The sequence below is a fragment of the Pseudomonas oryzicola genome, assembly GCF_014269185.2.
In the GTDB taxonomy this organism is placed as follows: Bacteria; Pseudomonadota; Gammaproteobacteria; order Pseudomonadales; family Pseudomonadaceae; genus Aquipseudomonas; species Aquipseudomonas oryzicola.
This window is the reverse complement of sequence record NZ_JABWRZ020000001.1, coordinates 2886144-2910964: the sequence shown is the minus strand read 5'-3', so window position 1 is coordinate 2910964 and position 24821 is coordinate 2886144. Positions and strand designations below refer to the sequence as shown.

20 protein-coding genes are annotated in these 24821 nt (G+C 54.8%); 4 read left to right on the top strand and 16 right to left on the bottom strand.

Translation table 11 applies throughout. From position 1 onward, the window contains the following. Nucleotides 1-2: 2 nt before the first annotated feature. Nucleotides 3-368: a hypothetical protein gene (locus HU760_RS13470; protein WP_186674085.1), complete on the bottom strand. Its 366-nt coding sequence runs from the start codon at nucleotides 366-368 to the stop codon at nucleotides 3-5. A gap of 158 nt (nucleotides 369-526) precedes the next feature. Beyond that, entirely contained in the window at nucleotides 527-895 is a 369-nt protein-coding gene (locus HU760_RS13465) for a phage/plasmid replication domain-containing protein (protein ID WP_225932861.1), read from the bottom strand. A gap of 12 nt (nucleotides 896-907) precedes the next feature. On the opposite strand from HU760_RS13465, the gene HU760_RS13460 reads away from it, so the two are divergent. Then, nucleotides 908-1114, top strand: a complete 207-nt coding sequence (locus tag HU760_RS13460; RefSeq protein ID WP_186674087.1) for a hypothetical protein — start codon at nucleotides 908-910, stop codon at nucleotides 1112-1114. 359 nt (nucleotides 1115-1473) lie between these two features. Here HU760_RS13460 and HU760_RS13455 read toward each other — a convergent pair whose 3' ends face one another. Continuing rightward, nucleotides 1474-1722: a hypothetical protein gene (locus HU760_RS13455; RefSeq protein WP_186674088.1), complete on the bottom strand. Its 249-nt coding sequence runs from the start codon at nucleotides 1720-1722 to the stop codon at nucleotides 1474-1476. A gap of 1397 nt (nucleotides 1723-3119) precedes the next feature. Here HU760_RS13455 and HU760_RS13445 point away from each other — a divergent pair. Beyond that, on the top strand, nucleotides 3120-4400 hold the full coding sequence (locus HU760_RS13445) for a tyrosine-type recombinase/integrase (RefSeq protein WP_186674089.1): 1281 nt from the start codon (nucleotides 3120-3122) through the stop codon (nucleotides 4398-4400). 275 nt (nucleotides 4401-4675) lie between these two features. On the opposite strand, the gene HU760_RS13440 is transcribed toward HU760_RS13445, so the two are convergent. After that, nucleotides 4676-5440 (bottom strand): hypothetical protein, encoded by a 765-nt coding sequence (locus HU760_RS13440; RefSeq protein WP_186674090.1) that lies wholly within the window; start codon nucleotides 5438-5440, stop codon nucleotides 4676-4678. Further along, nucleotides 5437-7080, bottom strand: a complete 1644-nt coding sequence (locus HU760_RS13435; protein ID WP_186674091.1) for a hypothetical protein — start codon at nucleotides 7078-7080, stop codon at nucleotides 5437-5439. Before HU760_RS13435 ends, HU760_RS13440 begins: the two co-directional genes overlap by 4 nt. 515 nt (nucleotides 7081-7595) lie before the next feature. Between HU760_RS13435 and HU760_RS13430 the strand changes: the two genes are divergently transcribed. Then, a protein-coding gene (locus tag HU760_RS13430; RefSeq protein WP_186674092.1) for an IS3 family transposase occupies nucleotides 7596-8734 on the top strand; the annotation gives its coding sequence in 2 pieces (ribosomal slippage) (nucleotides 7596-7839 and nucleotides 7839-8734; 1140 coding nt in all). Between the two features lie 344 nt (nucleotides 8735-9078). Here the strand turns inward: HU760_RS13430 and HU760_RS13425 are convergent. From HU760_RS13425 to HU760_RS13410, 4 genes are all read right to left on the bottom strand, one after another. Further along, nucleotides 9079-10125 carry a Wadjet anti-phage system protein JetD domain-containing protein gene (locus tag HU760_RS13425; RefSeq protein ID WP_225932814.1) on the bottom strand — a complete coding sequence of 349 codons (1047 nt, stop codon included), beginning with the start codon at nucleotides 10123-10125 and terminating at the stop codon, nucleotides 9079-9081. Nucleotides 10126-10127: 2 nt separating this feature from the next. Beyond that, nucleotides 10128-14390, bottom strand: coding sequence for a coiled-coil domain-containing protein (locus HU760_RS13420; RefSeq protein ID WP_186674093.1), 4263 nt, complete (start codon nucleotides 14388-14390; stop codon nucleotides 10128-10130). 63 nt (nucleotides 14391-14453) lie between these two features. Continuing rightward, nucleotides 14454-15179 carry a hypothetical protein gene (locus HU760_RS13415; RefSeq protein ID WP_186674094.1) on the bottom strand — a complete coding sequence of 242 codons (726 nt, stop codon included), beginning with the start codon at nucleotides 15177-15179 and terminating at the stop codon, nucleotides 14454-14456. Next, on the bottom strand, nucleotides 15166-16644 hold the full coding sequence (locus HU760_RS13410; RefSeq protein ID WP_186674095.1) for a hypothetical protein: 1479 nt from the start codon (nucleotides 16642-16644) through the stop codon (nucleotides 15166-15168). The genes HU760_RS13415 and HU760_RS13410 overlap by 14 nt, the downstream gene beginning before the upstream one ends. 134 nt (nucleotides 16645-16778) lie before the next feature. Between HU760_RS13410 and HU760_RS13405 the strand changes: the two genes are divergently transcribed. After that, nucleotides 16779-17666: a helix-turn-helix transcriptional regulator gene (locus HU760_RS13405; protein WP_186674096.1), complete on the top strand. Its 888-nt coding sequence runs from the start codon at nucleotides 16779-16781 to the stop codon at nucleotides 17664-17666. Between the two features lie 248 nt (nucleotides 17667-17914). Here HU760_RS13405 and HU760_RS13400 read toward each other — a convergent pair whose 3' ends face one another. From HU760_RS13400 to paaY, 7 genes are all read right to left on the bottom strand, one after another. After that, nucleotides 17915-18343, bottom strand: a complete 429-nt coding sequence (locus tag HU760_RS13400; protein WP_186674097.1) for a hypothetical protein — start codon at nucleotides 18341-18343, stop codon at nucleotides 17915-17917. Between the two features lie 569 nt (nucleotides 18344-18912). Beyond that, complete coding sequence (locus tag HU760_RS13395; RefSeq protein WP_186674098.1) at nucleotides 18913-19356, bottom strand: hypothetical protein; 444 nt, start codon at nucleotides 19354-19356, stop codon at nucleotides 18913-18915. A 140-nt stretch (nucleotides 19357-19496) separates the two neighbouring features. Next, nucleotides 19497-20150, bottom strand: a complete 654-nt coding sequence (locus HU760_RS13390) for an HAD family hydrolase (RefSeq protein WP_186674099.1) — start codon at nucleotides 20148-20150, stop codon at nucleotides 19497-19499. Between the two features lie 72 nt (nucleotides 20151-20222). Further along, nucleotides 20223-21569, bottom strand: coding sequence for an MFS transporter (locus HU760_RS13385; protein WP_186674100.1), 1347 nt, complete (start codon nucleotides 21567-21569; stop codon nucleotides 20223-20225). A 157-nt stretch (nucleotides 21570-21726) separates the two neighbouring features. Next, entirely contained in the window at nucleotides 21727-22785 is a 1059-nt protein-coding gene (gene qhpR, locus HU760_RS13380; protein ID WP_186674101.1) for an AraC-like transcriptional regulator QhpR, read from the bottom strand. A 209-nt stretch (nucleotides 22786-22994) separates the two neighbouring features. Next, entirely contained in the window at nucleotides 22995-23918 is a 924-nt protein-coding gene (paaX, locus tag HU760_RS13375; protein ID WP_186674102.1) for a phenylacetic acid degradation operon negative regulatory protein PaaX, read from the bottom strand. A gap of 77 nt (nucleotides 23919-23995) precedes the next feature. Next, the gene (gene paaY, locus HU760_RS13370; RefSeq protein ID WP_186674103.1) at nucleotides 23996-24595 is read right to left on the bottom strand and encodes a phenylacetic acid degradation protein PaaY; all 600 of its coding nucleotides are present in this window, start codon (nucleotides 24593-24595) and stop codon (nucleotides 23996-23998) included. Nucleotides 24596-24821 lie beyond the last annotated feature (226 nt).

Below are 24821 nucleotides of genomic sequence, written 5' to 3'. Positions count from 1 at the left end.
ACTCATGAAAGAACCTCGAGAATCGTCAGACTGGCTAGGTCAGACTGATAACTGCCGCACTCAGGACGATCAACGTCAATCAGGATCAAGCTGTGATCAAACCCATGCTCAGAGCTGGCAAGGGTCACAGCAACAACTGTAGAGGTAGTTATAAATGATTGATAAGCATCACCTTCAAATAAACCAACCTCACATTCGACGAGTTCGGCAACCTTGATGGTTTTGCCGATAAGCTCAAGCGGATGAATGTGAATTTTTTGACGAGTTGAACATGATATTTTTTCAAGTTCAGGCGCCGCGAGAAAGCCCGAAGGGAAAGCAGCAGAGCCCGATATAGCATCGTTTGCAGTAAAATTGAGCATAGCCATTTGCGATCCTCCATAGATCGTTTTTGGTAGCTGCGCTGGAGAGCGGCAACTCTCCGGCGCAGCATCTAGCCCTTAATGGGCTGGATTATTCGAATTCAAGGCACGCGGCAACATGCCAAGAAATTCAATATTCAGATTGAAACAGGAAAGATAATCTCTCAGACAAAGGGCTTGGCAATATCAAAACCAAGCTTTCTCAAGCGCGCACGATGCGTTTGAACACTTCGGTCAGAAACATCAAATGACTGACCCTCTCGCCAAAGTTGATAATAAATGGCCGAGACGTAAGCGGAACGCTGATCAGTCACGATGCCATCAGAAAGCAAACGCTCAACAAGCTCTCTACAGTTCAAATAGAACACCTCAATACCGAAGATATCTACGGTAGCGCAAAGGAAAAGCGATAGCAAGAAAAGACCGCAGAAGTCTACGGCGAGGGAAGGCAATCCGAAGAATTCTTCGGTAAAGTGGGGGTGTAACAGCACCCCCACCCCCTCGCCGCCTTCGGCGGCTCCATCCAATCCCATCAAGGAACCATCATGGAAGACGACCTGCGGGCCGTAATGGACGACGACGCGCCTGGACGGCGCTATGCCTCGCATCAGCGCAGCGGCAACTGGCTGGCCAAGCAGATCGCGCTGGGAATCATCATGGGCGGCTGCACTCTATGGGTGCTCGATCTGGTCATCAAAGTCCTGGCTGCAACAGCAGTGATCAAGGGCATCAGCGGGCTGCGGCTTCACTGACGCAGAAGATCAAAAGCGCCTCCGGCGGGCATCCCTTTGATGCATCGGCGGGAGGCCGGGAGGAAAAGCGCCTCCCAGCCACCCACCTCAGAGGATAAAGGGGCGAGGTGTGGTAAAGGGGCGCTGCGCTCCGGGACTCCGTTTATCGCGACGATGAAGCGCTGTCGCGACAAGCCGGGGTCGCGGCCCTTGACCATTCGAGGGCGGCGCCGGGGCGGTTTGGCGAAGAGCAGAAGCGGGCTATTGGCGTCTTTGCCGTCGGGGTCCGCGCTACGCTTAACCCCGCCACCAATGACGCCTCCCGACCGGTACCGAAATGTCGCCCAGGGCGACGGCGCCGGCGGAAGAGTTGGTACCAATCAGATAAGTTGACCAGTGCGCTCAAGCAGTTCTGACGCTGCGGCACGGGCGCGCTGGATGGTCCTTTCAGCGGCCTCGAGTCTAGCCGTCAAACTGGCTTCCTGTTCGCGAAGGCGTTTGATCGTATCGCACTGGGCTATGTAATCGATTGCTGCCGCCTCTACGGCGCCTGATCCAGTCCGCTTGCCGGTAATAGCCTTGAGCATCTCAACGGTGGATTCGTCCATATCCTGAATCTTCACGAGCATTTTTGGTACCTTTCCTTGTGATCCAGGATCATCCTGGGTTGTCACAATGGTACCATTTCATATCGATAGAAACCACCTTTTGGTACCAGATTAGTCCAGCTCCAGCGAACCAGGTCGAGTAGATTGGTACCTTTCATAGATCGTCGATTAGTCGGGCGACCTCTCTCGGCGGACTCATCGTCCAACTGGCGAACCCTGGCGCGTAGCTTACGCAGGTCGCTGACAAGGTTGCCGTAGGAGTCAATGAGGGATTCAACCGCGTGTTCCGGGTCAGGGTTGGCCATGTAGGCCTTGGCATCGCGCACGGCGCGTTCTGAGAGCGTGATGGGGATTCGCATAATCGACCCTATGTTACGCGACGCCCGGAGCCGTTGGCAGTGTCCGGGCACCGCTCAACATAAGGTCTGTCCATTATGCGAATCTTTGTATGGAGTTACCGGGGCCGTGGGTGGGCAGATTTCAACACAGCTTCACGTCTGTGGCGTTCAGCTAAAACTGGGACGATATTCAGGTAAAACTGGGACCGCTAGGATTCTCAGCCGCTTAGGTCGAAAAGCTCATGGCGTATGGAGCTTTTGCAAATGGCGCCCTCACTCTGAAACATGGCCAGCGCTTGGTCCCGCTGAGGCGTCAAGCCTTTGATCTAGAGCGGCCTGCGCGATTCAGCAACAGCCAGGTTCAATTGAATCGTGGAAAAAACTACAGATCAGGCCAGTTCAACTAAAGATGGGACGCAGATGATCCGAGACACGCCCGAGGCAAAAACCTGGGCTCTGTACGAAATTACGAGAAACCCAATCGGCGCCCCTCGGAAGATGCTCGAAGGTGTGCTCTGGGTACTCTATTTGGGCGCTGCGTGGCGAGATATGCCGGAACGGTTCGGCCCATGACCAACGGTGTATCAAAGGCTCCGGGGCTGGCGAAACCAGGGAGCATTCGAATCGTTTAGCCCACCGAAAACTGGATTTCATGAACAGATTCTGGTCAGTTAAATCAGGGAGAAAACGCATAGGGTTTGCAAATTACCGGAATTAGTCCGTCTTTCGGCCTAGCAAAAGGTGCTGGATATGCTGTGTTCAAGGGGTTTCATAAGTTCAGTTGAGATTCAGAAAAAACTAAAAGCTCAATTAAATATTGGACGAGTTGACCGTCTATCTTACTTTAGATGCGAATTATGCCGCACCTCACCTTTTACGCCTCCCCGATACCATTGGTCTAGTCATTTTGTGGGCGCCTTGACAATAACTACACTAAATGAATATTTAGTGTAGTTATCACTACGCAACTCGCGAATATCACTTCGAAACGCGAGATTATGCCCTTCTACATATCCGATAATTGCCAGGCTCGGATGTCGCGCAACTTGATAGTTTTCGTCTTATTAATAGGCTTGCACCATGTCTTCCAATCCCCAGCCGCTCTTTGACACCTACCGACGCTTCCTGGAACTGAACTTCCACCAGCTGAGCGATGAACTCCCTGCGGTCTGCGATTACCTGACAGTTTTTGCCGACGAACTGGACGCCCGCCAGGGTTACCTGGCCGCTCGCGCCTTCCTGCGCTCGTACGCCGGCAACGAATCCACCTTCAATTCCTATCGTACCAATATCGAGCGCCTGTTGCTCTGGTCTCTGCTGGTCAGGGAGAAACCGTTGCTGCAACTCCGTCGCAGTGACGCCGAAGCCTTCATGGAGTTTTGCCTGCGGCCACCCAAGGCCTGGATTGGCCCCATGGTCAAATCCCGTTTCGTGCGAACCCACCAGCAGCCCGCTGGCAACAAAACGGCATGCTTGCCCAACCCGGACTGGCGTCCCTTCAGCCAGACGCGGCCCAAACGCGAGAAGCACCTGCCGTCATCGACTGCTATGCCGAACCGCTACAAGATGGCGCAAGGGTCCGTGGCTCAGGTGTTCGCCGTGTGTGGCAGTTTCTATCAATATGCCATCGACGAAGGCCTGACTGAGGTGAACCCGTTCCGCGCTGTGAAGCAGAAGTCGGTGTACAAGCAGCGACACACCCAGGACGCCAATGGTCGCGCACTGACCCACCTGCAATGGGACTATGTGATCGAGACCGCTGAAGACATGGCCAACCAGGACCCGGTGCATGAGCGCACGCTGTTTGTGCTCACCACCTTGTTTGCCATGTACCTGCGCATTTCTGACCTGGTGGGCCGGGATAACTGGGAACCGACCATGGGCGATTTTCGTCGCGATACCCTGGGCAACTGGTGGTTCCATGTGGTGGGTAAAGGCAACAAGTCAGCGAAAGTCAGTGTGCGGGACGACTATGTGCATTCCTACCTAAGCCGTTACCGGGTACACCTGGGCTTGACTCCCCTGCCCTCGCCCCATGATCCGTATCCGCTGCTGTCGAAGCTCGATGGGCGCGGTGGCTTGTCCAGCCGGCATGTGCGCGTGTTGCTGCAAGAAGTGTTCGACCGCGCGCTGACGAAGATGATGGTTGAGGGGCGTAGCGAGGACGAGATCGATAACCTGCGCTCGGCTTCGCTGCACTGGCTGCGGCACACCTCGGCGACCTTCGATGCGCCGTTTCGTGACATGAAGGATTTGCAGGCGGATCTGCGCCACAACAGCCTCAGTACCACCCAGAACACCTATTATAACTCGCTGGATGAACAGCGGGCGCACTCAGTTAAGCACCTGAAATTAAAGTGAAACCGAGCAACGAAGGCGGCTCCGTCCTCCTCTTACGGCCTTCATCGCAAGCGATCTAACCACCTCAAACTCCGCAATAACACCAAAGAGTACACTTGTACTCTTTGGTTGCTGCATCAAGCGAACAGCGCATCCGAACACGTCAAAATCTGTAGGCAGTCAGGCGGCATTCAGTTTGCGTCAAAATGGTGTTGAGGGTGCCTGGGAGGCCTGGAGATACGTGCTTGTTCTCAAAGTGAAGAAATAATCTTTAAAAATAGGTACTCCTGTGATTTTTAGAAAAAATTGCTATCTGCTTCATCACTGTCATCATTCACGACATCATCATCAGATTCTCCATCTTGAACTTCTCCATGCGGTCGATCTCCGAGGTGTGATCGATCAGGAAAAGCACTGCTCGTAGAAGTGTCGTTGGGGCTATCAAATAACAGCATAGCTTCTGAGTCCGCCAAAAGCTTTTCAAAATCTTTTTTAAAGTCCGTGCCGAAATACCCTATGGCTTCCTGAGCGTCTTTTAAGCCAAAGAGCATGTCTGCGGCGCTCAAGGCCCTGCTTGTGGTCATGCTGTCATACGCAGAATTTGAGAACTTAAAAATGTCTGAGGCGGCCTTAGCGGTTTTTGCAAAGAACATGGAGCTTTCGTATTTTGAGCTAAAAAATACAGATGTAGTGAATGCAAATTGTCCATAGAGGTTTGTGATTGCTTCTAACTCCGATTTTTGATCAGCATTTAATGGGCTTTTCCCAGAGATTAACGTGTAGCCACCCAATGTGATCAATGATATGGCAGCAGCACCACCTATTATAAAAGCACTAGCCCCAATTGCTAGACTCGCCGCCCCTATTGCAGTAGCTTCTGCTGCTAGTGCAGATGCAGTTGCTGCGTAAGAAATAAATGATCCTGCAAGGGCCATCCCCCCGCTTTCAAAATAAGCTCGCGCAGAGATTGGGCTAAGTGTTGCAGTTATTCCGCACTGAGCTGCCTCTTGAGATGATAGTTTGTTCCCCTTGTAGCCTGGCTTAGCAGGCTTGAGTTTCATATAGATATACCCTTGGGCAGCAGCCTTAACCGCAAATGGAGAAATAAGCCATTTATAGTGTTTCGTGTCATCGATAGGTTATGTGTTGGATCTTGAGGGTCACCTGAATCCCAGCCAAAGTGAATTAGTGCTCGCTTGTCGATCTCAATTTTCCACAGCCCCTCAAAGGGCTTTACATTTCGGCAAGCAGGGTCAATTTTAATTTCAACTGAGTTGTCGCCTCGCTCATACCCTAGATTGTTATAAATCATAGGTAGTCTTTCGTATGAGAATATTTCCCCCACCATGAGGTTTGGGAATGAAATAATAGCGTTGAATTTTTTATTCATCTCTGTTGCGCTAAATTTAGCAGCCTTCTCAACTTCTGCTTTTCTGGAGTTAAAGTCCCTCTCAGTTTTTATTTCAATTGGCCAAGAGCCAGATAGCTGTTTATGGTAGGTGAAAGGTGTAAGCAGGTGTTCATAGCCGGATACTGAAATGCCAACTCCAATCAAGCGTATTACATCATATTTTTCATGGAAGGGAAGCATTTGTGGTATGAGGTAAAAACTAACCTGGCCATTGCCAGTAACAGCGTCCATAGATTGCTTTATAAGGGAGCTGGATAGAGGTTGATTTGGATCCGGGTAAAGATCAGAAAGCCAGTATTGGTTTAGTGGAAGTGTAATTGTATCTTCGCTCTCATATTGAGCAATTCTCTCAAGGTCTCGCATTGTATCTCTTGTCCAAAGCACAAGAGCATCTAATATATCCGACGCAAAATAGTCCCCAAAATTTGCAAATTGAGAGCACCAGATACCAACGCTGGGGTAATCTTCAAATAGCGGCACATCAATTTTTGGAAACTTATGTATTCTAAAGCACTGTCTAGCTCCAAGGCAGGCAGAATAGATTTTCCTGTAAGATTCGCTTAGGTCCTCTTGAAATAACCTTCTCGCTCTGGTGTAGCGTTCAGCAAAATTTTGAGCGTTACCCGGTGTGGTGTAGCGTGAGAACATCGCGGTCTGCATGTCGTCAGTTATCGCGCCCTTGTTTTTTATGAGGTTTCTGCGGCGCTCTTCGATAAGCTTCAACTCTTCGTAATCAGCCGCAGAGCCTAGAGCTTGCTCACGTAAACCATTAGCGACAGGGGTATCAAGACCAGGAGGCTTTGCTGTATACGCCTGAGCAGCTTTCTCCATGGCATCATGCATATTATTAGCACGCTTGTCCTGTAAGGCACACATTTCCAGTTCATCCGTGATTGGGCGAAGTTTTCGATAGCTCAGATAGTCCAAGGCCACTTTTATTCCGGCTATTTCCAATTCCGCCATGTCTCTTTTGCTTGCCAGGCATCTGTCAAGCAACGGAGCGCAACTTTTTATAAGAGATTCAAACAAGTGGGGTTCGTATGGTGGTCTTAGATTGCTTTCGCGAAACCCTGTTAGTATTGAAGAGGCCGCCTTTGCTACTACTTGATTTGCAAATTCTTCGAATGGTCGGTCAAATGTGGATAGCCAGAATGAAATTTGATTTTCTCCTAGATTGTCAAACTCTTCCTTGATATGTTTTTTTACGTCATTCCAACTGTTAGTTTTATTTGCAAAAAGACTGATGATATTATCTTGGCTTTCATTCAGGGCACAGCTTTTTGTTTTCATTTTTGAATCTCTGTGTGGTAGGTATTTGGTTCTTTACTTTCTAAAGCCATTGGGCAAATTAATATCAATGTATACGTCTTTGTCCATGATGATCGAGTATAGATTGGCTTCTGCTTAGCGTCAGTCCTACCCCTCCTTCCAATATTGGACAGTTCCCCAGGTCACCCGTAACAATTTCCTGATTGACTACAATCATCGCCCCTAGGTGGGAGAGAATTCCTTGGCGCATCAGGTGGTTGATGCGTTGCGCCGATATCGCGAATCTCGCGATGCAGGCGTTGCAGCAGAGGAGATCAAACGGCTGCGGCTTGAGTCCTAATGGATTTTCCAGTGCGCAAGCGACTGCATGCGCCGGGCGATAAGCGGTCGAGGTGAGACCCTGCAATGACGCACGGGGGCAATGAGGGCAGACCTGTTTGGCATCAGCTTAAGGCTGAGAGCGGTCATCGAGTTGAATCGCTCCTAGTTTCGTAGACACCTCCAAGCCTCATAATGAGGCCCAAATAGGAGGTGCCATGAGTCGTCAGCGTTACCCCGAAGAATTCAAGATCGAAGCGGTCAAGCAAGTGACCGAAAAAGGCAAACCTGTGGCCGATGTCGCTCAGCGCCTGGGCATGTCCGTGCACAGCCTTTACGCCTGGATCAAGGTCTACAGCAAGCCCCAAGAGCAGCGTCAGCAAGACGATGATCAGCAGGCCGAACTGCGCAAGCTGCGCGCTGAACTCAAGCGGGTGACGGAAGAGCGAGACATCTTAAAGAAGGCCGCCGCGTACTTTGCCAAGGAGTGCGGCTGAAGTACGCCTTCATCAAGAAGCACTCGACGGATTACCCAGTGCGTCGCCTTTGCCAAACCCTCAAGGTGCACCCCAGCGGCTACTACGCTTGGTTGGCCGAGCCTCAGTCTGCCCGAGCAAAAGAAGATCAACGTCTGCTTGGCTTGATCAAGCAGGCCTGGTTAGAAAGCGGAGGTGTGTATGGCTTTCGCAAGATTCACGAAGACCTGCGAGAGCTGGGAGAGGTCTGTGGGCGAAATCGAGTCGGACGCTTGATGCAGGCAGAGGGGCTGCGTTCACAAACGGGTTATCGACGGCGCCCAGGATTTTATGGCGGAAAGCCAACCGCTGCCTCGCCGAATCACCTTGCGCGGCAGTTCAAGGTCAGTGAGCCGAACAAGGTCTGGGTGACAGACATCACTTACATCCGCACCTATGAAGGATGGCTGTACCTGGCGGTAGTGCTGGATCTGTTTTCCCGCCAAGTGATTGGCTGGTCAATGAAGCCCAGGATGTGCAGCGACCTGGCGATCGACGCGATGTTGATGACCGTATGGCGACGCAAGCCACAGCAGCAAGTGATGATCCACTCAGACCAAGGCAGTCGGTTCAGTAGCTCAGATTGGCAAAGCTTCCTTAAGGCCAACAATGTGATCAGTAGCATGAGCCGACGGGGAAACTGCCACGACAATGCCGTAGCCGAGAGCTTTTTCCAGCTTTTGAAGCGGGAGCGAATCCGACAAAAGATCTACGCAACGCGTGACGAAGCCCGAAGTGATATTTTCGATTACATCGAGATGTTCTATAACCCAAAACGTCGACACAGTAGTGCTATGCAGCTGTCTCCAATAGAGTATGAGAAACGCTTTACGTGTCGCTAAAGGGCTAAAGGCTACTCATTTGAACGGGGCGAAGCCGCTCTGGAGTTCATCATCGCTTTAGCCATTGAGAAGGTGCGGCTGCATAAAGAGGTGGACAAGAAGCTCAGAGCCTCGCTGAAAGAGGCATTGGGAACCCGGATTGCAGATCTTCCTCTGCTCCTGGATGGCGAACCTTCACCATTCTGACCTGCTGCTGTCGATGGGAGGAAGAACGTCGTTAGCCCGCCTTCCCATCACTCGTTCACAACTGCGGGTAGTCAATCTACCCGCATCCCCAACGCTCTTGCAGGCTGAGTTTGCGCAGCGCGCGCGTGACTCACGCGACGGCCCTGGGTTAACAATGTTCAACGGTTTTGAGCTGGCGAGATCAGGGCATGTTTGGACAGCTGCTCAACGCTGGAGCCCGAGACAGTTGCCATCAGCTGTTCTAGTCCTACACCCTCTTGAGGCAACCAGCTCCCCTCCTCCCAGAGCTCACTGATCGGCTCAAACAAATCCGGCAACCATGCCTTCACTAGATGTCGGTGGTCAGTGGGGAGTGCAACAGGATCCCGACGCCGCCCTACCTCTAGCAAAAGACGGTAAAAGCCAATGCTCGGTGTCAATTGAAGTTCATGCAGGCGATTGAATTTCAGAGGAATGTTAACGCCTTCAGGGTCGATGTCACCGAAGTATTCTGCCCTTTGGGCATCTCGCTCTCTCATGACCTCCAGCAGAGCCAGGCCAGACGCGCAAATTGTATTTCCTCCACCATAAACGACGGCGCTGTAGCGCTTGGCATGCTCATTCCACTCTCCCAGGCTCCAGAACGTGTGGTGGTTCTCGACCACGAGCACAGGTGCGCCTACGGCGTCTGAAGGTCGGTAAGCAAGCGGATGCTCAACACGCATTGCTCCGATGACACTTAAGGGCATGCGACCACCAAAGAGCGCTCCATTGCGCACCCGGGCATCAAGAAACTTCTCATCCCCGAAAATATCCAGCGACCGCTCACGCAAGGGCACCTGCAGGAATCGACCGCGACGCTTGATCAGCCACTCGTTGATCATGAAAGCTGTTGCTTGCTCGCTTAATGACAGGCTCGGCCAGAACCCAATCTCTGGCAGCCACGAAACGCTGTTGTAGTCGAATGTCGGCTTCGACTTTTCTGCTCGCACCAAGGTAATGGCCTTGGGCATTGGAGGGTGCCCAAGCTTTTCGAAGCCACCCGCGCCGGGTAGTTTCAACAAACCCTCTGCCTCTCCTAGCCGCAACGCTTCAAGCAGCTGAGCATCCCGGTTCGGCGTCTCGACCTGCTCCGGATAAGCTGCAAGCCAGAGGGTTCTGAGCGTCGGTAGCGTCACACGCTTCCCTGCTTCCAGCTCAAGCGTTTTCAGAAATGCAGCGCTCATCGTTATACCGCTGCCTCAGCAAAGGTTGCCCTGGCCATCTCGATATGAGTGCGTTTTGTCTTGCTATTAACGCCCGCCTTACGAAGCCGGATGATCCGCCTGAACCCTTCGAGGATGTTGGCATCCGCATTGGCGGTAAAGCAGATCAGCTGGATACCGAGGCTAGTCGCCAGCTTTCTCTGCGCATCGATGAGGGCTCTGGTCTGGACGTTTGCGAAGGGGTTGTCGAGAAGCAAGGGCCCGCCACCGCCGCGTTTCGCTTGTGTCTGTGTACTCACACGCATATGACTGACCAGCATGTAGAGGAATGTCGCGATGACAGTCCCTTGGCCACCTGACTTCTTCATGGCATTCACAGGCTGATACTGAAAATCGATGTTCTGCTCCATTTTCAGCATATGCAGCCCAAACGACTTCTCGTTCGTAAAGCGCAACAGACACTGCGTGATGATGTCCGCCCCACTGCTTGGAACAACGCCATCCTCGATCTGACTGTTCAGATAGTGGCGAATTTCGAGCTTGCGCTGCTCCGAGCTCTTCGCAGAAAGGTTGGCCGACATCTTCAGGATTTCTTTGCCACCCACATAAGGCGTTCCGGCGGGCATGGTGATTCCTGAAGCATATTTGATCAACGAGCTCGCCGACGTCGCCTGGTTGTAGACCTCGTTCACGCAGCTCTCGAAGTCGGGGATCATTTCGTTCAGCTGATCCGTGACCGAAGCAATCCGGTCATGGATCATTTCAGCCAAGCGATCATGGTCGGTACATGCTTTGTCAAAATCGTCCTGACTGATGTGCATCGAGACCTCAGGCTCTACGGCGATGAAATCGCTGTGCGTGGCGACCCTGACCAAGTCTCGATGCGCCCTGCTTGTCTCCAAACTGCAGTTTTTCACTGCTGCATCTCGCGCGGTTCGCGTTTCGACCAAAGCGGTTACGCGCCGTTGGATATCTCCGTCCAGCGGAATGAGTTTGGGTTCGGCAGTGGTTGCGGGGAATGCCGACGCTACAAAATTGACCTGGACGACCAGGCCATCCTTGCGCTTCTCATCAGCGGCGCTGTCGATGCGTTGTTGAGTGATTTGCCGGCGAAGAGTTTCGGCCTCAGCGCCTCGCGTGATCGCAGCAGCCAACTCACGCTCCAAGGCATTAGCGACTTCCTCATCACCGAGTCTGTGCATGTCTTCTGAAGGCTCTTCAGGGGCGTGCTCGCGGATGAAGCTGTTCAACACTGAGCCCGTTACAGCTGCGTCATGAACCGCTCTCTCCTTCTGGCTATCAAGGCGTGTGTTCAGCTTTTTCTGCGAGTCGATTTCTGCTCCGATATCGATGTCACTCCGGGCGAGCTCCGTGATGAACACATCGTCAAGATGGCCATACTCCTTGAGGAACAGCGCTGCCAATTGAATAGATCGTTCGCGCTGGTCTACCAGTTGGTAACTGACGACACCGAGCTTATGATTCTCCTCTGCGGTCAGCATTCTCATGGCGTTTGAATACAATGTTCGAATGACGCTGAGGTCATATCCCGTTTCGTGTAGGCAGCCCTCTGCATCGAAATCGGCGTCATACCGCATAACTTGCGCAAACTCACGTTGTAGCTCGGAGACAGTAGCGGCAACGTCAACCAGATCCAGGCGAACCTCCTCCAATCTCAGTGAGTGAACGCCTTCATCCTCCCGAAGCGCCTCCAGCAGCGCGGTGGTTTGATGCATCTCTCGGTTGATTTCCAACAGCTCACGACGACCCGATTCAACCTGAGGCTCCCAGGTCGCCAAGTAATCAGACAGACGCTTAAGGCCGTTCTCGTGGGCCTGAATTTGAGCAGGGAGCACTTCGATACGCGCACTCAGCGCTTCAAACTCATGAGTCAAGCGTTCAGTAAGCTCAAGCAGCGCAGCCCGCTTCGCCGTCGCAGCCTCGATTTCTTCTTGGCGTTGCTCAACTTCCAATTCGATTTGTTGAATAGCCTCGTGCGTGAAATCGCGCTGAAAGCGTTGAAGGGCGGCAAGCGCCGCTTGAGCTTGCTTCTCCCGGGCAGAGAAAGCGTCATGCTCGACGTGGATTTGCTCGATCAGGGCCTGGCAATCTACCAACAACTGCGCGGCAGCGGCCTTATTGAAAAGCGAGTCCTTTTCTGGCCCAAAAACATAACGATCTTCAGAAGCAGATTCAGCATCCAGACTCGCCACTGCCAGCGTCACAGGCAGGGAGAGTGGCAGCTGCAGGGACTGTCCGACTTGAATCGCTTTGTTCCACTCTTCCTTCGCGACATTGACGCCGAGAAACCGTGCCGGATCTGACAAGACGAGCGCTCTCGCCTCCTCAGCGTCGATTCGCAGATCAGCGACATAGGTATTGGCTGCTCTGGCAGAGCGTATGCCTGCCGAGTTGAGCGCACGCACTACCCTATTAACGTCATCACTGCGCCCAGCCAAGCCAGTCTGTTCAATCGACTCCTGCTGTTCGTGCAGCTGTTTGAGGCGGATGGCGCAGTTGGATATCTCGCTTCGGGTCGACTCGATAAACTGCTGAACATGAGTGACCAGTGCGGACGAGTGGGGATCACATTGACCTTCGACCAGCGAGGTCAGAATAGGGTCATTGTGCAGGCTCTCAACGTTACGATCATAGTCGTTCAGGCGCTGCTTCAACGTAGCCAATGCATGTTGCGCATGAGTGATGTCTTGCTGTGCCGAAGAGCTTTGCGCTTGCGCATCATCCAAGGATGCTTTTTTTACCAGCCGCTGATCACGCAACTCATCGAGCGTGGATTCAAGCTCGGTGATCACTGTCCTCAGGCGCGTAATCGCTGCGCTTACGTCGATATCGGTTGGCAGCAGCCAGCCATTTTCGATCAACCCGTCCAGTATCTGGCTCGCTGCCCGAATACGCTCTTCAATCTTACCCTTCGTGCCACTGAGCACAGCCACCCTGGTACTGCACTGGTTTCGTTGTTGAGCGATGCGCAAGAGGCCCGCTTTCAGCTCTGTCTCCTGCGTAAGCAATGAAGATCGTGTCTGCTGGTGCCTTTCAATGTGCTGTTGAATCAGGAAGCGAAGCATGGCGCCATTCTGAGAGGCCTCATTCTCAAAAGGCCTCAATTCTTCCTTGAGCGCAGTTGTTTGACTTTCCAGCTCGGCAATGACCTTCTCCACATTGAAGATGTCTCTCTTGACCAGCGCGCCGCTGAGGCAGTCAAGCCGCACCAGTGCATCTTTGAATGTCTGCTGCAATTCATCGGTACGTTGCTTGGCAGCCTGATCTTCACGAGACAGCTTAAGCCTCTGCAGCGAGAAGTGATTACGTTTGGCAACAGCTGCGTCGTCATCTGCTTTGCTTGCGAGTTGCTCAAGCTGGTCGACGGCATTGTTCGCCTTCGTCAACCGAACATCCAGGGCACTTATCTGATCACGCATCGTGAATACGATGTCAGCCGCATCCTGCTCCACGGCCAACAGAGCGGCCTTGGCTCCAAGGAAGGCAGCTGCGCTCTCTCCGAAGGGTGTCATGGCCTGCTGAAGGCGCTGCAGTTCGTACAATCGAGCTTCATACTTTGGCTTTGCCTTAAGTCTATCCATCGTCTGGACGACCATGTCTCTGAGCGCGCTGGTGTGCTCTTGATTCATCGACAAATTCAGCAGTTTCGTAACGAGGTCGCTTTCGGAGCTGAAAGACAGAAAGCCCTCTTCGCTCCCCCCTTCACGGCTGTTAAACGACAGCTGCATGCTCAGCAGCTCAACGTCGATCAGTCGGCGCTGTTCCAGGTGCGAAACCCACTCTCCCTGGTTGTGGGTGATGTAGAAGTCGCCCTGACTTTCCAGCCGAGCTTTCTGAAGTGCCCAATTCAGGAAGGCCTGCATCGACTGAACTGGCGCGAGGGAGAGGCCTGGTACCGGCAAGTCTTCCCATGCCAGGCCAGAGCTGGATTCATAAGCAAAAAAACGCCGATCAACCTCTGACGCCCGGTCTGCGGCCTCCTTCACCTGAACGGCCTGACCGATGACCACTCGGTAAGACTGCCCGTTAGCGCTACGTGGAGGCATAACCCATTCAATGGCGATAAAGGACGGCCTGACATCGCGGGAGAAGTAATCCCTGAAACTGTGGGATTTGGACTGCAGATGCTGCAACCAGCGTTCCTGCTTCGGTTCAAAGCAGCTGAAAATGTATGAGAGCAGCGAGGTCTTGCCCCCAGCATTCTCAAGGTTCATGCAGCTGTCGATCGGCTCACCTGTGGCAGGGTCGCACAAGTCGAACGTCATCTCCTCATACCAGCTAGTGGGAGATCCGAACCGGTCTACGTAGATCCTTGAAATGCGCATAGGTCATCCTTGATTGGAGGGAGCGGCAGCTGCGGCGACAGCTTTAAAGAGGTTCGGTAGTGTCAACTCGCGCAACTGCACGCGTAGCTGGTGTGTGGGCGTAAAGACGGTCTTATCGAGCATTTCCTCATCGCCCTCATTCCTGACCAATCCATAGTCCTGCAGCCGGCGCAGGCTAACCCTCACGAGACCTTCCACAGACTTCATTGACGCCCGCTCAGCACCAGGTATGAACACTGGAAGATCCAGTAGGAAGCTCCAGCCCGGGCGAAGCTGTTCCGCAGCGTAACTATCGCCTTCAGCGGATGAACGCAGGGAGTTCGCGATAGCGAGAACCTTGTCTCTTATCTCGGCCAAGGTGCTCGGAAATGGGGCTCGCCCCTCGTCTTCTATGTGGTCTGTGGTGGGATAGAAAACTGCAGCAATCGCGAGATGGATCAGTACCATGGCCACCTTGTCCTGCTCTGACATGGATCGCCTCAAGTCAGTCGGGCGGAGTGAAAAGCGGCTGTTCCTACCCGTAGGAGCAATCACCAACCCTCGCTCACTCACGTCGAGAATGACCAACTCCATACCGGCAGCGACTCCGTTGACTACTTCGGCGAACATGCGTTCACCGCGAAACCTTGCCACCAAATGCCGGTAGTCTGGGTCGTTTGCAGGATTGGCCGATATCGCCATTGCCTTGTAGAGCAGCCTAGCTGCATCCTGGCTATCACTGCTGCTCATTACTGCTCTCCTGCTTGATGACATATTTCAGGTCGTCGCCTGATACCACGGACGTCTCGAACTCACCGCTCACTTGGGCATGAAGATGGGGGTAGCGTGACTCGCTGTCGGCGTAGGCGCGATAAAGCTCGTAGGCAACAGCTTTACGTTCGACGAACGTCAGGCCTTCACGTTCAGCGAGTTCGATCAGTTGCCGAAGGTGCCAGGTCTGTCCGGAATGCATCTTCACGTCGAGCCAAGCAAGAGCCGTTGCAATAACCTCGGTCGAGAAGGGATTGGGGATCTGCACAAACTCCGCAATTTCCCCATCAACTTCTTCTTCGTCGCCCTCGTACACGTATGCGTCCCGGCGCTCCAAAAGCGCATCCAGCAAGGTCGACAAATCAAAAATCCTGGGGGGGACAGCAGGGTAAAAGCTGAGTAGAAGGTCTTCTGTGACGCTTGCGATTGCACTCAGAGGCTTTTCCATGAGCGCTGGCAGCAGCTGAAGGTCGATGTCGGGCAAGCCAGAGCGGCGCCGTGCCCGAAAGCCCAACGCCTGCCCCTGAAGAAAACGATCACCCGCCCCTCCAATTTCATTCAGCAAATTCAGACGCTGCAGGTTGGCGCTTTGTAGTTGAAGGTTGAGCTTGACCAGTGGGGCGATGGCGTTCGGGTTGTCCATGCCACGAATTTTGGTGGCAAGCGACTCCATCATGTGATGATCGACCGACTGGCGCTCTGAGACGTGATGGCGCGCTTCATTCAACCGCGGGCTGATGTCTTTGCGCCAATTTACAGTGCCCGGTGAACGATTGGCCTGCCGAATCATCTCCCGGATCATTTGCCGGTGCTCAATAGACAGCAAGCGTGCTCGATTCGCGAGCTCCAGTGCTTGCTCAAAGCGTCCGTTTTCGATGAGGTGAACCAGCATCTTTTCGATGAGAACCTGATAATCCTCAATTTCAAGATCAAGCATCCCCATGAGCACCACGTAGCCCTGCTCAGTCGGGGTGAACCGGACGGTACCTTCGTGATCCTGCTCCAGGCGAACCAGCTTAAAGGTTAGCTCTTTGGTCTCACCGGAGGGCGCGTGAAAATACGATTCTCGGTGCGCAGCGTATCTGTTAGTGGCATTGCTCAACGTGTCGAGCACGACCTCCGCAACACGCATTCTGGCGGGTTCGCTGAGCTCGGCGCGCATCTTTCCGGCTGTGACCATCAAGTGATCACGTACTTCGGTGAGGGTGTACCCCTGATTGATTGCCGCGCCTTCCATCATGTAGAAAAGCGAGGCAAGACAGAGGTAATTGGTATCCAGTCCCTCCAACACCTTGGAATCATCGTCGCCGCGATGCATCGACTTATTGACATCAAGACGCAAAATCGGGCGCAAGAGCAGCAAGTTACGTTGGTGGGCTGTCAGATCGACCAGGTCACCATTCCTCGTGTCAGGAGGCTCTGCCATGTTAGAAAGGTCGTTCATATTCAGCCCACGAATTCCTTGTCGAGCCGTCGGTACCAATCAAGCCGTAACCGAATCATTATGAGGTGGTGTGACTGATACTAGCTTTATGCCTCTAAGCATCGCAACCAAAAAAATAGAACGTAGACGATTTGATGACCAAAGACATTGCAGATCACTCGCAGGCGCAGCAGGAGCGCCTTGCCTACATCGAGCTGAACCTGTGGTTTCTAGGGGAAGTGCGACGGCAGATGCTGGTGAGGCGCTTCCAGATAAAGGCTGCGTCAGCAACTCGGGATCTTGCCCTCTATGCCAGCTTGAACCCAGGCAACCTGACGTACGACGTCAGCGCCAAGACCTTTTTCATTACCCCGAGCTTCCAGCCTATGTACAGCTTCAGCTCGCAACGGGTGATGACTTGGCTGTCTCAAGGGTTTGCGGACGGCTTTCCTGGTGTCTGGGCTGCCGGGGTGCCGGCTCTACAGCCCGCACGCCTGGGCAATCCAAGCCTTGAAACGCTGGGCGTAGTGACGCGGGCCATCTTTCAACAGCAGCCCCTACTCATACGCTACGAGTCTTTAAGCGGTGCAAGCGAGCGTGTAATTGTGCCGCATGTGCTGGTAGACAACGGGCTGCGATGGCATGTACGTGGCTTTGATCGAAAAACGCAAGAGTTCCGGGATTTTGTTGTCACTCGGATCATCGAGCCGCGGATTCTCGATAACGATGTGCCGCTGGACTATGAAACACGGGAGTCCGATAACCAATGGAACCATCAGGTGACGCTGGAAATGGTGCATCATCCTGACCAACCACGACCTGAAGTCACTCACTTGGACTACGAGATGCAGGAGGGCGTGCTGAGGATGACTGTTCAAGCGCTGACTGCCGGCTATACCCTGCGCCAGTGGAGTGTTGACTGTTCACCTGATCACAGCCTCAGAGGCCCGGAGTACCGACTATGGCTCAGGAATAATGAGGTGCTCATAGGCGTGGATAACGCGCTGCTTGCCCCAGGATTTTCAGAGTCGACTGCGGGTTAGTATCACCTGCAGCTTCGCATGCAGACCTGCTTTGAAATGGCGGTGCGATACTCCGTCGTCCTGCGACTCATGTGCGTCGGTCATGAGTTGCGGCGCGGTACCACGTGGTAGGCGCCTCAACTCTAACCGGACAAACACACCGCGCGCGGGCTTGGCGCCTTACCACTCATTCAATTGCTCATGATCACTCTAGCGGTCAAAGCTCACGCTCCCGGGCCATCAGCCCTGCTGCGATAACTGCGGCTCATTCACAACTCAGCGCTGCAGAACCACTCATCATCGACCAAAGCCGTATACATGACCTTCCTCCAATGATTAGCGGGCAGGCTTTGGCTTTGCGCAACGGAACGCAGTTGTTCACGAAATACTTCAGGCGACAGGTTTTTCATGAAACCTCTCCGCTGATCAACCAGGGTGCCCAGGTCTTCAGCAGCGCGCACGAGGTAGCGACGCGCGATGTTAAAAAATTCGAAGTGATTCGACGCTCGCCTTTTATTCACCTCTAGCCACTCATCAGGTGGGCACACCTTATACTGAATAGCGCAGGGAACTTCGTGAGTCACCTCGGCTCTGATCCACATGTCCTCGTGGAAGCACGCGTGATCATAGTTTTCAGCGCAATAAGCATGGGAATGAGCATCCTGGTTTTCGGCGTGGTCCTGGAAGGACTTGGCCACGCAATAGGTGGATTCAGGCTGCGGTAAAGATCAAAAGCAGTTACGCCTTCGCTGCGACAACAGTGCACAGCCCCTGCGGTCCAGGCCCTACCCGAATCGGGCCCGATGCGGGAACTGTCAGAGATTCGCCCAAAGGTCGAAGGACACTCGCTCTTCGGCTGCGCTGAATTGCACCAGGTTCACCCTACTATTTTCAAACGTCTCGGGCTTCCTCAATGCAATGATGCATCGCACATCCCTGTCTCCAAATCCGCTTATCAAGGCCACGAAGTAGGCTTTATCTACATCACCCAATCCATGGCCTAGGCTCTGTGTGAAAAGCCTTGATATTCGGTGATGCTGCGTTGAAAACAGCCCCGGAACGCTCATTTACAACCCGTAAACTCCGCTTCCTCGGCTGTTTTCGCCTTGCCTGACCTTCGTCGCAAGACTTTTCACACAGAACCTAGCACGCAAACCTCAGTTATGGAGTCGAGCCCTGCCCTCTCTACAGCCCCTGAGCCAGTCCGTTTGCCGGTAGCAGAATTCTGTTTCAGACGCGTGCGCTTATGGAATTGTCGCGTCATACGTTACTGTCTGCGCGCTATCACATCCAACAGCTTCTGACTGCCTTTGCGATACCCGATGGTCTCGCCATCATCTTTTTTGAATTTGATCCCGATAACCTCATCCCCAAGCTTCACCGCGCTGACCGATGCGCGAATAACCTCTTGCGGATGCGAGATCACCGCGGGCGAATTGTCACTCGTAACCGAGACGTCATTGACAATCTGCTCGAACAGGTTGCGTTCAGGGTCATACGACCAGGTTGACTGCTGAACAATCCGCTGCGAATGATTCTGGGCATTGATTACCAAGTAGTCAGTGGCCGTACCGTCGTCCTTCAGTACAAGCAGCATCATGGCTCTGGAATCGCCCTCATCCAGCGTGGAGTACCACACCCCGTACAAGTCCTCTTTTTCATAGCGAACCGCTGCGCTATTGGGCTCGCTGGGTGATGGTTGGCTGGCCATGACAGCACCTGTGGGCATCGTCAATGAACACAGCAGGGTTGCCGCTATCACAAAATTTCTCATTTCAACCTGATATCCATTCAGAAAGGTGCGCCACCCTAACAGCGTTTATCTCAATGGAATAGAGCCAGGTTTACCTATCAATGCCACCGCAGAATCGGCCATCCCGTCGCGTCAGCATGCGCCCGCAGCGCTGGATCAGGATTGACTGTATGCGGTTTGGCGACCAGCGAAAGCAACGGCAGGTCATTGCGCGAATCCGAGTAGAAGTACGCACCGTCCAACCCCTCGCCCTGCTCTCGCAGCCAGCTGTGAAGCCGCGCCACCTTGCCGTCCCGGTATGTCAATATCCCGCTGGTATTGCCGGTATAGACGCCCTGCTGGTGTTCAAGGTCAATCGCCAGCACTTCTTCTACGCCCAGTCGCTTGGCGATACGGCTCACCAGGAAGTGCGCAGACGCCGAAATGATCAGCAGGCGGTCGCCCCCTTCGCGATGTCGCGCCAGGCAGGCGATGGCGTCTTCATGGATGCGCGGGGTGATCACATCTTCCACGAAGGGATCCACCGCCTCGGCTACCTCCTCTATCGTGCGGCCCACCAGCGGCGAGAGGCTGAAGGTCATGTAGGTTTCCATGGCCAACTGGCCTTGCGCATAGAGCGCCATGAGTTCGCGGTCGCGCTCGATGAAGCTAGGCCCATCGACCCAGCCGAGCGCGGCCATATGGCTGCTCCACAGGCTGGCACAGTCGCCATCGATAAGGGTGTCGTCCAGATCAAACAGTGCAAGGGCCATCGGCCACCTCCAGGATGCGAAGTCGAGGGGCGAGGGCCTTTTCAACCTTCGCCGGGTGAAATGACAGTAGGATCAGCGAGTGGATTGCGTGGGTGTCGCGACACCGCCAGGCGTCGCCTCGAGTTCACTGACAGGCGTATGACTTGCCGGGCGGCTGTTCCAGAACGGTACCAGCAGCAAACTGGCGAGCAACGCAGCGCCGGTGAAGACGAAAAACACAGTGATGGTGTCGAAGTAGCCAGGCAGCAGCCCACCGAGGATTGCCCCCACCGAGCCGCACCCATTGACGAAGCCTGTGGCGGTGCCCGCGGACTCGCTGGTGCCGAAATCAATGGCGGCGGCGCCGCTGATCATCGAGTCAGGGCCATACAGCGTGACACCCATCATGAACAGCAAGCCGACCACCAGGTAAATGTTGCCGCTTTGCATTGTCGGCACGAACAGTATCAGCCACAGGGTCAGAGCCATCAGGCTGATCACACAGGCCGGCATGCGTCGAGCGCCAAACAGTCTGTCGGAGGCGATGCCGATTAGAATCGGGCCGACCAGCCCCGCGACTTCGAACGCGGACGGCACAATGGCCGAGGCCACTTTGCCGATACTCGGCATGCGCTCGTAGACGATCACCGGCCCCCACATCAAGATGGCATAGCGGGCAGGCTTGAGCAGGAAATACGCTATCCCCAGCATAAGGACCGTACGGTTGGCGAGTACCTTGCGCAGTGCGGCCCGGTAGTTCTCCCGGGGGGCGTCGCTTCGCCCGGGCGGCTGGTCCTCGTCTTCGACAGCAGGCAATCCTACATCCTGCGGGCGATTGCGTTGCAACAGGAAAAACAGCACGGCAACCACGAGCACGACGCCTGCCGAAGCAATGAACGCCATGCGCCAATCATGGGAGATCTGGTACGCCCACCACCCGGCGAACGGCGTTGCAACCAGCCCGCCGAACGCGTAACAGGTGCTCCAGTAGCCCAGCACGCGGCCGCGCTCACGGGTAGCGAAGAAGCATCCGATGTTCTTGCACAGCCCTGACCAGCCTGTGGATTGCGCCAATCCCTGAATCACCATGCAGCTGGCGAAGATCGGTAAAGTCGCGAAGGTGCCCATGGCCAGCGCGGCCAGGGCCGACACCACGAGCCCGCCAAGCACGACGACGCGGGTACCATAACGGTCGGCGAAGACCCCCCAGGCGAACTGGCCGACGGCGTAGGCGGCCAGATACAACGCGTCGAGGTTGGCCATGGCCGCTTTGTCGAGCATGAAGCTTGGGTCTTCGGCGATTCCCAGCTTGGCAACCGAAAAGGCCTTGCGGGTGAAATAGAACGCGGCATAGGCCAGCCACGTGATGATGAATATCTGAATGCGCCAGTGTCGAAGGGACTTCCAGGCATGGCGGGCGTTCTCAGGACTCTTGTACATGTTGTTGTCCTCTGCTGATTACCGCGACGTAGGTCTGGCTCCCCTGCTCTGCTCGATCAGGGCGCCTGCTGGTAGGTATCCGTTTCCTGCGAACTTGATCTTATAGCTTGGTCTAGACCAAGACTTGACCCTGCACGGGGGTGTTCAACATGCAAAGTCAATTTTCAGTTCGGCAGTCTTCGCTACGCCACTGCCGCGGGCTTACGCCAAACCAGCGGCGAAAAGCACGGGAGAACGCACTGGTTTCGGAGTATCCGAGCAACCCCGCCAGGTCAGACACTGGCCGCTTGGGCTGGCGCAGGTAATGCACTGCCAGTTCCCTACGGACCCTTTCGACCAGCTGGCTGAAGCTCAAGCCTGCCTCGCGCAGGTGGCGCTGCAACCCAGCCGAACTGAGCTCCAGCGCCTGCGCGATCTTCTCCAGGCAAGGCTCTCCACCGCTCAGGGCAAGGCGCACCTGAGCGTCAGCCTCATCCAGCAGGTTGCGCCGCTGATCGTGCGCGCCCAGGCGCTGCAGCACGTCCTGGACCAGAAACAGCAAATTGGCATCGCCCTCTGGCATCCGCTGGTCTTTGAGGTCAGCCTTGGGGATGAGCATCGAGTTGCACCCGCGGCCAAAATAGACAGGCGCGCCAAACGCCTGCTGATGCACCTGCCAGTCCTGTGGGCGAGCGTGCTCGAAGCTGACCGCGAACGGTGCCCAGCCTTTACCCAGTACGTGGCGTATCAGGTTAAGCGCCATGCCCATGGTCAGTTCAGCATCCTGTCGACGCTCCAGAATGGCGCTGTGCCGTACTTGGTAATCGAAGCGATAGCACTTGCCGCAGTCAACCAGCCGAATCAAGGTATCGTGCTGGTGGTAAGGAAACGCTGCAGCGAAATTGCGCAGGGCCTCCTCCAGCGTATTGGAAAACAACCCGACATAGCCCAGTAGCCCAAGGGCTTGGGGCTGAAACTGCAGGCCGTAGTGCAAACCAAAGTTATCGCAGTGCGACTGGCGAGCCGCCTCTTCCAAGACCTGGCAGTAATTGGTGAGCGGCAGGCTCAGCGTGGGTTGGCGCAGGCTTTCGGGATTGACCCCTGCGCGCCCCAGTATCAGGTCAATATCGCCTCCGACACCTGTGACGAACCCCTCAAGCCCACTGGCAGCAGCTGACAGAACGCCGAGGTTGCCCGTGACTGGCGAGACGGTGCAGCAGTGCAGTGGAGAGCCCATGGTCTATTCCAGTTGAGGTTCGACGTCTGGGCAATGCAAACACCATGCCCTGCGTTCCTCCCGCAAAAAAGCCCTTTGCAGCTAGAACGCGGCAACGGAACTGGGGTAATGGGTAACATCGAGTAACAATCAGCGGCGCGATTGCAGAGGGTGCTAGTTCTGGTCTAGACCTGCTGGGGAACCTTCATATGAATGCCTGCGCCCAATCCTCAAACAAGCCCGCCAAAACGCCTGTAAAAGCCTTCATTCACATCCGGTAAAGGCCCGTCAGCAGTCTCCAGCGCCGCATTCAGCCACTCTTCAGCCTTGGCGAACACCAGGCGATACAGGTTACGACACAACTGCCGCGCGGCTCTTCCCTCCCAGTCCCCTGGCAGCAGCTCGTCCGGCAGTTGCGGATCGCGTAGCAACAGTCGGCGGTATTCGTGAATCAGCAGCGTACGGGCCAGGAAGCAGTCCTGCGCATCGAGTTGTTGCTGCTCTTTCAAGCCTTGCCACAGTGGCCGGAACAGCTGAATGAATTCACTGTACTGCTGCCCCAGTTCGTCGATACGCCAGCTTTCCCGGACCTGCGCACGCATGGCCTTGGAGGCAAGCACCTCCTGAGCGTGGGTTTCGAACACAATGCTGTCGTCGCTGGCTTCCAGGTCATGCAAGGTGGCCGCCAGGTCGGCGCGGTCCGCCCGTGGGCAGCCCAGCAGGTTCGGTGCCATGGCAGCAAACCCCTGCCACTCCAGCTCCTCGCGCAGTGCCTTGCGCTTGCCAGCCTCGAGTTGCGACAGCAGAACCAGGGTCCAGGCGCCGTCCCAGGCCGGTTGGCTGGGGCTGTAGACCCTTTTGAACGCTTTCTCGAAACGACGCCGGCCGGTACCTGTCAAGCTGTAGTAGCTGCGCCGACCAACCTTTTCGGCGGTCAGCCAGCCTTCCTTGGTCAGGCGGAAGATCGACGTGCGAATCAGCCGTTCGTTGATGCCGATCGGCTCCAGCAGGTTGATCAGGCTACCCAGCCAGACGGTGCCGCCGTGCGGTTCGATGGCGTCGCCGTACAAGGTAATGATCAGGGAACTGGCGCGGATCGGCGTCTGTTCCTGGAAGCGGGTGATCAGGTTGTTCAGTGGGGCGAGATTGCTCATGGGCGAACTGTGCGCGAATAAAGCATTGACTATACCTGCGCGGCGGACCGTCTGACCATGGCATGACGCTGCCAGGCTCATGCCGGTGCCGGGCCCTTGGGCCTGACGCCGGTGTCTTGCATGCGTTGGCGTTCGGGCTCGGCTTGGTTCAGTGGCAGGCATTCCACCATGCTATTCATGCAACGTTGTGCCAGGTGTTGGTACTCGGCCGTGCCGCGTTGCTTCCAGGCCAGTTCCTGTTCGCCCAGTGAACGTTTGACCTGGGCTGGTGAGCCCATCACCAGGCTTTGTGCTGCGCATTCGAAACCCGCCTTGACGAATGCAGTGGCCGCTACGATGCAGCGCGGCGCCACCCGGGCACCGTCCATGACCACGGCGTTCATGCCGATCAAGGCGTCCTCACCGATGCGGCAGCCATGCAAGACGGCGCCGTGCCCGATGTGCCCGTTGCGTTCGACCACGGTGTCGCCACCGGGGAAGCCATGCATCACGCAGGTGTCCTGCAGGTTGGCCCCTTCTTCCAGCACGATGCGGCCGAAATCCCCCCGCAGTGATGCCAGCGGACCTACGTAGCAGCGAGGGCCGATGATGACATCGCCAATCAGCACGGCGCTGGGATGCACATAAGCTGTCGGATCAACCACGGGCGTCAGGCCGTCCAGTCGATAGCAAGGCATGGCGTAAAGCTCCTGAAATCATGAGAAATTCAGCTGAATCTTGTATCGAATGCTGGATGTCGTCAATCGTCGGATTTATGTATCGCTTTTTCTATCGAGGATTGCATATTTCTAGCGAGAGGATTGGGGCGCGCACCTGCCTTCATTCAGGTATTGGCGGATTTGACCGTGCCGTCGTTGTCTTTCAGGGACCACCGTAAGAGATACGTAAAACGATTTTAGATAT